Genomic DNA, 6,997 nt, shown 5'->3' on the forward strand with positions numbered 1-6,997 from the left:
CACGCTCGCCGCGTTGTCGGGATCACCCCGATACAACCAGTATCGGGGTGACCCTCCGCCTTGCGATCGCACGCACCCGACGCCGCCGGGCCCGCCCTCCGGGCGGACGACGCTACTTTCGAAACACGCCCTAGGGCCGGCCCCTCCTTCGCGCCGGGCCGCTCGGAGCTGCGGCGCCCGCGGCGGTCCGGATCCCGCGACCCCGGCGGGATCCGGCAGAGAGGCCCGGGGCCCGGCCGGAGCCGAGCCCCCGGTCAGAGCGGCAGTCGGCGGAACAGTCCCCGCGGCGTGTGCCGCAGGGCGGACATCGCCACGCGGAGCAGGCCCGGCGCCCACACGGTCTCCGAGCGGCGGCGCAGCCCCAGTTCGACGGCCGTGGCGACCGCCTCCGGCGTCGTCGCCAGTGGCGGCTGCGGCAGCCCGGCGGTCATCTTCGTCCGGACGAACCCGGGGCGCACCACCATGACGTGCACACCCGTGCCGTGCAGCGCGTCGCCCAGGCCCTGGGCGAAGGCGTCGAGGCCGGCCTTGCTGGAGCCGTAGATGAAGTTCGAGCGGCGGGCCCGCTCCCCGGCGACGGAGGACAGGACCACGAGGGAGCCGTGGCCCTGCGTCTGGAGGGCCCGCGCGGCGATCAGGCCCGCCGACACCGCCCCCGTGTAGTTGGTCTGCGCGACGCGCACCGCGGCCGCGGGGTCGCGCTCGTCGTTGGCCTGGTCGCCGAGGACGCCGAACGCGAGCAGCACCAGGTCGACGTCGCCCTCGGCGAACACCTTGCCGAGGACCGCCTCGTGGGCGCCGGGGTCCAGCGCGTCGAAGGCGACGGTGTGCACGTCCGCGCCCAGCGGACGCAGGCGCGCGGCCGCCGACTCCAGGGCGGGCGAGGGGCGGCCCGCCAGCCACACCGTGCGGGTGCGGCGGGCGATCAGCCGCCGCGCGGTGGCCAGGGCGATCTCGGAGGTGCCGCCGAGGACGAGCAGGGACTGGGGGAGGCCGAAGGCGTCCTTCATGCGGGCTCCTGGAGGTTGAGGCGACGGGCGAGGTCGGACACGAACACCCCGCGCGGGTCCAGCTCCGCGCGCAGCGCGCGGAAGTCGTCCAGCCGGGGGTACATCGCGGCGAGCAGGTCCGGCCGCAGCCGGGAGTCCTTGGCGAGGTAGACGCGGCCTCCCGCGGCGGCCACCTCCTCGTCCAGTTCGTCGAGGAAGGCGGCGAGCCCGGGGAGCCCGGCCGGGACGTCCAGGGCGAGGGTCCAGCCCGGGCGGGGGAAGGAGAGCCAGCCCGGGTCCGCCTCCCCGAACCGCTTGAGCACGGCCAGGAACGACGGGCAGCGGCGGGCCGAGACGCGCCCCACGATCCGGCGCAGCGCCTCCTCCCGGCCGTGTCCCACGACGAACTGGTACTGCACGAAGCCGCCGCGGCCGTAGACGCGGTTCCAGTGCGGGACGCCGTCCAGCGGGTGGAAGAAGGCGGACAGCCGCTGGAGTTCGCCGCTGCGCGCGCGGGGAGCCCGGCGGTACCAGAACTCGTTGAACAGCCCCACGCCGGTGCGGGTGAGCAGGCCGTCCGGCAGGAAGGCGGGCGGGGCCGGGAGCCGCGACGGGCTGAACGACAGGGGCGCCCTGCGGGCGCGGGGCGGCAGCGCGTCCAGGGGCGCGTGGTCGCCGCGGGTGAGCACCGCGCGTCCGGTGGCCGCGCCGCGCGCGAGAAGGTCGATCCAGGCGACGGAGTACCGGTAGCGGTGGTCGCCGTCCGTGAGCCGGGCCATCAGGTCGTCGAGGTCGGCGGCGCGCTCGGTGTCGACGGACATCAGGGAGGTCTCGACCGGTTGCAGACGGACCGTGGCCGTGAGGACGACGCCGGTCAGGCCCATGCCGCCGGCGGTCGCGTCGAACAGCGGGCTGTCCGGGCGGACCGTGCGGACCGTGCCGTCGGCGGTGAGCAGTTCGAAGGACGACACATGGCGGGCGAAGGAGCCCGAGACGTGGTGGTTCTTGCCGTGGACGTCGGCGGCGATCGCCCCGCCCACGGTCACGTAGCGGGTGCCGGGGGTCACCGGCACGAACCAGCCGAGCGGCAGCAGGACCTCCATGAGCCGGTGGAGGGAGACGCCCGCGTCGCACAGGACGACGCCCGCGTCGGCGTCGACGACATGGATCCGGTCCAGCGCGGTGACGTCGATGACCGTGCCGCCCGCGTTCTGGGCCGCGTCCCCGTAGGCCCGCCCCAGGCCCCTCGGGATGCCGCCGCGGGCGCCGCAGTCCCGGACGGCCGCGACGGCCTCCGGATAGGTCCGGGGGCGGATCACCCGCGCGACGGTGGGAGCCGTGCGGCCCCATCCCGTGACGGAAACTGTCTCGGAAGCGGTCTCGGCAGGCATGTCCGTGACCGTATCGCCCTTATCTGACCGAATAGTTGTCAAACATCACGTTCATCCCCGAAACGGGTGATTAATGGGATGTCGCTCGATATTGCCGGAGTTCCGCCGGGGGCGACGTGAACAGTGGGTCCACATGGACGAACTGGATGAACCGGGCGCCCGCTCCGCCCCGGGCGGCCTGAGCGACCTCGACCACCGGATCCTCTCGGCGCTGCACGCCCGCGGCGCGCACCCGGGCGTCGCCCGCACGGTACGCGCCCTGTCCGGGGCGGGCGAGCACGGCGCCCTGTGGATCGCGGCGGGCGCCCTGGGAGCCGCCGTGGACACCCCGCGCCGCGCCGCCTGGCTGCGCGCCACCGCGCTCACGGCCGGCGCGCACCTCGCCAGCATGGGCCTGAAACGGGTCGTCCGCCGGCCGCGCCCCCGGCACGTCGAGCCCCTGGTGCGCACCGCGGGCCGGCACTCCTTCCCCAGCTCGCACGCCGCCTCCGCGGGCGCCGCCGCCGTCGCCTACGGGGCGCTGGGCGCGCACGCCGTTCCCCCGCTGGCCGCCGCGATGTGCCTCTCCCGGCTCGTGGCCGGCGTCCACTACCCCACCGACGTGGCGGCCGGCGCGGCCCTGGGCGCCCTCACCGCGAGCCTCGCGGCGCGCCGGACGACGGGAGGGCGGTGTGGCTGAGGCCCTGCTGCACCGGCAGCGGACGCACCGTCCGCCGCCGCCCCGGCCGCCGGTACGGCCCGGCACCCTCCTCGGCGGCCTGCTGCGCACCGCCCGCCCGCGGCAGTGGATCAAGAACGTGCTGGTCGTCGCCGCCCCCGCCGCCGCGGGCCGGCTCTCCTCCCCGCACACCCTCGTCCAACTCGCCCTGGTATTCACCTTGTTCACGGCCTGCTCGGCCGCCGTCTACCTGGTCAACGACGCCCGCGACGCCGAGGCCGACCGCGCCCACCCCGCCAAACGGCACCGTCCCGTCGCCGCCGGCCAGGTCCCGGCGTCGCTCGCTCTCGCGGCCGGCGGCGCCCTGGCGGTCCTCGCGCCGCTCGCGGCGGCCCGGCTGACCACCCCCGCCGTCGCCGTGCTGCTCGCCGCCTACCTGGTCGTGCAGCTGGCCTACTGCCTGCGTCTGAAGCACGTCCTGGTCCTCGACCTCGTCGTCGTCACGACCGGCTTCCTGATGCGGGCCGCGGCCGGCGGACTCGCCCTGGACATCCCCCTGTCCCGCTGGTTCCTGATCACCACCGGGTTCGGCGCGCTGTTCATGGTCGCGGCCAAGCGCTACTCCGAGGCCGTTCAGATGGCCGGGCGCGCGGGCGCCACCCGCGCGCTGCTCACCGAGTACACCACCGGCTACCTGCGCTTCGTCTGGCAGCTGGCCGCCGGGGTCGCCGTCCTCGGCTACTGCCTGTGGGCCCTGGAGGAGGGCGGCGTGGCGCACACGAGCGTGCTGCCGTGGCGGCAGCTGTCCGTCGTCGCCTTCGTCCTGGCGGTCCTGCGCTACGCGGTCTTCGCCGACCGGGGCGCCGCCGGGGAGCCCGAGGAGGTCGTCCTCGGCGACCGCGCCCTCGCCCTCATCGCCCTGGCCTGGCTCGCCATGTACGCGCTCGCGGTGGCCGACTGGTAGCCCCCGCGCCGCCGCGGCCGCGACCGTCCCGCGCATTTCGGGGTATCCGAACCCGGGGACTTCGGAGTCAGCCGCGAACGGCAGGGCAGAGTGGGATCATGGACTGGCTGAAAAAGCTTCCCGGCGTCGGGCCGTGGATCGCGCGCCTCATGGCCACGCACGCGTGGCGGTCGTACGAGCGCCTGGACCGGGTGAAGTGGACGCGGCTGGCCGCCGCCATGACCTTCGTCAGCTTCGTCGCCCTCTTCCCGCTGCTCACCGTCGCCGCGGCCATCGCCGCCGCCACGCTGAGCGAGTCCCAGCAGCAGGAACTCCAGGACAAGATCGCCGACCAGGTCCCCGGCATCTCCGACCAGCTCGACGTCCACAGCCTCGTCCAGAACGCCGGCACCGTCGGCTCCATCGCCGGCGCCCTCCTGCTGCTCACCGGCATCGGCTGGGTCGGTCAGATGCGGGACTGCCTGCGCGCGGTGTGGGAGTGCCCCGACCGGGACCAGAACCCCGTCCTCGTCAAGATCAAGGACGCGGGCGTCCTCGTCGGCCTCGGCGGCGCCGTGCTGCTGACCATCGCCATCTCGACCGTCGCCTCGGCGCTGGTCGGCTGGATCACCCGCGAACTCGGCATCGCCGAAGCCGGCTGGGGCAGCGTCCTGCTGCACCTGGCCGCGTTCGCCGTCGCCGTCCTCGCCGACTTCCTGGTCCTGCTGTACGTCCTGACGCTGCTGCCCGGCGTCGAACCCACCCGGCGCCGGCTCGTCGTCGCCGCGCTCATCGGCGCCGTCGGCTTCGAACTGCTCAAGCTGCTGCTCAGCGGCTACATGCAGGGCGTGGCCGCGAAGAGCATGTACGGCGCGTTCGGCGTGCCCATCGCCCTGCTGCTGTGGATCAACTTCACCTCGAAGCTGGTCCTGTACTGCGCGGCCTGGACGGCGACGGGCACCGCCCCCGACAGCTCACGGGACATCGACGTCAGCGACGACGTCGTACCAGGTCCGGCAGCGGCCAGCGGCGGTTGACCAGGAACGCGCCGCCCGCGAGCAGGGCCAGCAGGCCGCCGCTGATCGCCAGCGCGACCCACATCCCGCCCGAGCCGCCGCCGGCGACCGCGCCCGCCACCGGCTTGTGCGACACGTTCCCCGCGCCGCCGGCCTGACCACCCTCCACCGCGGACGACGGGTTCGCCCCGGGCTGCGCGCTGCTGCGCACGCCCTGCGGCCGGACCAGCTCGCCCACCGGCGTCACCTTGCCGGCCGCCTGGAAGCCCCAGTCGAGCAGCGTGGCGGCCTCCTTGTAGACCTCGTTGTGATCCGTCTTCGACGGGTTCATGACCGTCACCAGCAGCACCTTGCCGTTGCGTTCGGCGACCCCGGTGAAGGTGGCGCCCGCGTTGGTGGTGTTGCCGTTCTTCACGCCCGCGATGCCCGGGTACTGCGTGATGTCGTAGTCGCCGCTCAGCAGCCGGTTGGTGTTCTGGATCTCGAACGCCCCGCGGGTCGTCTTCCCCTTCTTGTTCTTCGTCGTCTCGCCGGGGAACTTGGCCGACACCGTCGAGCAGTACTCCCGGAAGTCGGCCTTCTGAAGGCCCGACCGGGCGAACAGCGTCAGGTCGTACGCCGAGGACACCTGGCCCGGGGCGTCGTAGCCGTCGGGGGAGACGACGTGCGTGTCGAGGGCCTGGAGCTCACCGGCGTGCTCGTTCATCTGCTCGACGGTGGCCGCCACACCGCCGTTCATCGCCGACAGCACGTGCACCGCGTCGTTGCCGGAGCGCAGGAAGACGCCGAGCCACAGGTCGTGGACCGTGTACGTCTCGCCCTCCTTTATCCCGACGAGGCTGGACCCCTCGCCCATGCCGGCCAGGTCCTTCGGATCCACCTTGTGCACGGTGTTCTTGGGGAACCTCGGCAGCACGGTGTCGGCGAACAGCATCTTCATCGTGCTCGCCGGGGGCAGCCGCCAGTGCGCGTTGTGCGAGGCCAGCACGTCGCCCGACTCGGCGTCCGCGACGATCCACGAGCGCGCGGTGAGGTCCTTGGGCAGCACCGGCGCACCGCCCGCGAGCGCCACCTGGGTGCCCGCCTGCCCGAGCCTCGTGCCGCCCACGGTCGACATGTCCGCCGGGGGAGCGACCGACGCGGCGCCCGTCGGCGAGGCGGAGGCACGCGCGGACGGCGAACCGGACGCCGCCGGCGACGGGGACGGCTTCGGCGCGGCGAGCGAGACGGGCGCGGTCAGCGCGAGGGACGCGAGGGTCGCGGAGGTGACCAGCAGGGCACGCCTGACGGTCCGATTCATGGGTGCGGGCACGACGGAGAAATTACCCGGCGCGCGACGGGAAGTCCCGCCGCCCTCCCCACCCCGGTCACGGATCAGGACACCGGGCGGCGATACTGGACGCATGACGCTCAGCCGCCGCCTCTGCTGGTTCCTGCTCGCTTTCGGGGTGTGGAGCTGGATCATCTGGATCACTTTCGTCAAGAACCTGGTCAAGGACGGCAGCGGACTCGCCTTCGACGACGGCCACCCCACGGCCTACTTCTGGGTGCACCTCACGCTCGCCGTCGTCTCCTTCCTCTTGGGGACGGCCGTCGGAGCCATCGGGTTGCGTGGGCTGCGCGCACTCGGCCGGACGTCACAGCGGTGCTGATCGTCTTCGCGCTGCTCGCGCTCACCCTCCTGGCCGCCGCCAACCGGTACCTGTGGCAGCGGCTGTTCCGCGACACCACCCGCGGCCCCGGCCGCGCGCGCCGCGGCGGCGCGGCGCTGCTCGCGGGCGGCTGGGCGCTGGCGATCGGCGCCCTGGTCGCCGAACGCGCCGGCGCGCCCTTCCGGCTCCAGCAGGTCCTGGCCTGGCCGGGCTTCCTGTGGCTGGCGCTCTCGGTCTACCTGCTGCTCGCCGTCCTCGCCGGCGAGCTCGTACGGCCGCTGCTGCGCCGCCTCCTGGAGCGGCGCGCCCGCGCCGCCGCGCCCGCCGAGGCGGTCCCCGCCCCCGCTC

7 protein-coding genes and 1 pseudogene are annotated in these 6,997 nt (G+C 74.2%); 5 read left to right on the forward strand and 3 right to left on the reverse strand.

Going from position 1 to position 6,997, the window contains the following annotated elements; translation table 11 throughout:
• Positions 1-254: 254 nt before the first annotated feature.
• Both dprE2 and dprE1 read right to left on the reverse strand, forming a co-directional pair.
• Positions 255-1,010 carry a decaprenylphospho-beta-D-erythro-pentofuranosid-2-ulose 2-reductase gene (gene dprE2 / locus KMS84_RS37030; protein ID WP_256920944.1) on the reverse strand — a complete coding sequence of 252 codons (756 nt, stop codon included), beginning with the start codon at positions 1,008-1,010 and terminating at the stop codon, positions 255-257.
• Positions 1,007-2,380 (reverse strand): decaprenylphosphoryl-beta-D-ribose oxidase, encoded by a 1,374-nt coding sequence (dprE1, locus tag KMS84_RS37035; RefSeq protein ID WP_256920945.1) that lies wholly within the window; start codon positions 2,378-2,380, stop codon positions 1,007-1,009. Before dprE1 ends, dprE2 begins: the two co-directional genes overlap by 4 nt.
• A gap of 133 nt (positions 2,381-2,513) precedes the next feature.
• Here dprE1 and KMS84_RS37040 point away from each other — a divergent pair, with 133 nt between their 5' ends.
• The 3 genes from KMS84_RS37040 (at position 2,514) to KMS84_RS37050 (ending at position 5,018) form a co-directional block, all read left to right on the forward strand.
• Positions 2,514-3,059, forward strand: coding sequence for a phosphatase PAP2 family protein (locus tag KMS84_RS37040; protein WP_256920946.1), 546 nt, complete (start codon positions 2,514-2,516; stop codon positions 3,057-3,059).
• Positions 3,052-4,002, forward strand: coding sequence for a decaprenyl-phosphate phosphoribosyltransferase (locus KMS84_RS37045; protein WP_256920947.1), 951 nt, complete (start codon positions 3,052-3,054; stop codon positions 4,000-4,002). The genes KMS84_RS37040 and KMS84_RS37045 overlap by 8 nt, the downstream gene beginning before the upstream one ends.
• 98 nt (positions 4,003-4,100) lie before the next feature.
• Positions 4,101-5,018, forward strand: coding sequence for a YihY/virulence factor BrkB family protein (locus KMS84_RS37050; RefSeq protein WP_256920948.1), 918 nt, complete (start codon positions 4,101-4,103; stop codon positions 5,016-5,018).
• Here KMS84_RS37050 and KMS84_RS37055 read toward each other — a convergent pair.
• Complete coding sequence (locus KMS84_RS37055) at positions 4,972-6,309, reverse strand: D-alanyl-D-alanine carboxypeptidase family protein (protein WP_256920949.1); 1,338 nt, start codon at positions 6,307-6,309, stop codon at positions 4,972-4,974. The two genes, KMS84_RS37050 and KMS84_RS37055, sit on opposite strands and share 47 nt — an antisense overlap.
• 91 nt (positions 6,310-6,400) lie before the next feature.
• On the opposite strand from KMS84_RS37055, the gene KMS84_RS37060 reads away from it, so the two are divergent.
• Together KMS84_RS37060 and KMS84_RS37065 are read left to right on the forward strand one after the other, a co-directional pair.
• Entirely contained in the window at positions 6,401-6,649 is a 249-nt protein-coding gene (locus KMS84_RS37060; RefSeq protein WP_256920950.1) for an SCO4848 family membrane protein, read from the forward strand.
• A pseudogene (locus tag KMS84_RS37065) lies at positions 6,643-6,997 on the forward strand (metallophosphoesterase); the annotation flags it as partial. The gene KMS84_RS37060 and the pseudogene KMS84_RS37065, both read left to right, overlap by 7 nt.

The sequence above is a fragment of the Streptomyces hilarionis genome (assembly GCF_024539675.1).
In the GTDB taxonomy this organism is placed as follows: domain Bacteria; phylum Actinomycetota; class Actinomycetes; order Streptomycetales; family Streptomycetaceae; genus Streptomyces; species Streptomyces hilarionis.

Bases quoted from the DNA above. Each gene is read 5' to 3' on its own strand.
- dprE2 (WP_256920944.1), bottom strand. From the start codon at position 1,010: ATGAAGGACGCCTTCGGCCTCCCCCAGTCCCTGCTCGTCCTCGGCGGC.
- KMS84_RS37040 (WP_256920946.1), top strand. From the start codon at position 2,514: ATGGACGAACTGGATGAACCGGGCGCCCGCTCCGCCCCGGGCGGCCTG.
- KMS84_RS37060 (WP_256920950.1), top strand. From the start codon at position 6,401: ATGACGCTCAGCCGCCGCCTCTGCTGGTTCCTGCTCGCTTTCGGGGTG.
- dprE1 (WP_256920945.1), bottom strand. From the start codon at position 2,380: ATGCCTGCCGAGACCGCTTCCGAGACAGTTTCCGTCACGGGATGGGGC.
- KMS84_RS37050 (WP_256920948.1), top strand. From the start codon at position 4,101: ATGGACTGGCTGAAAAAGCTTCCCGGCGTCGGGCCGTGGATCGCGCGC.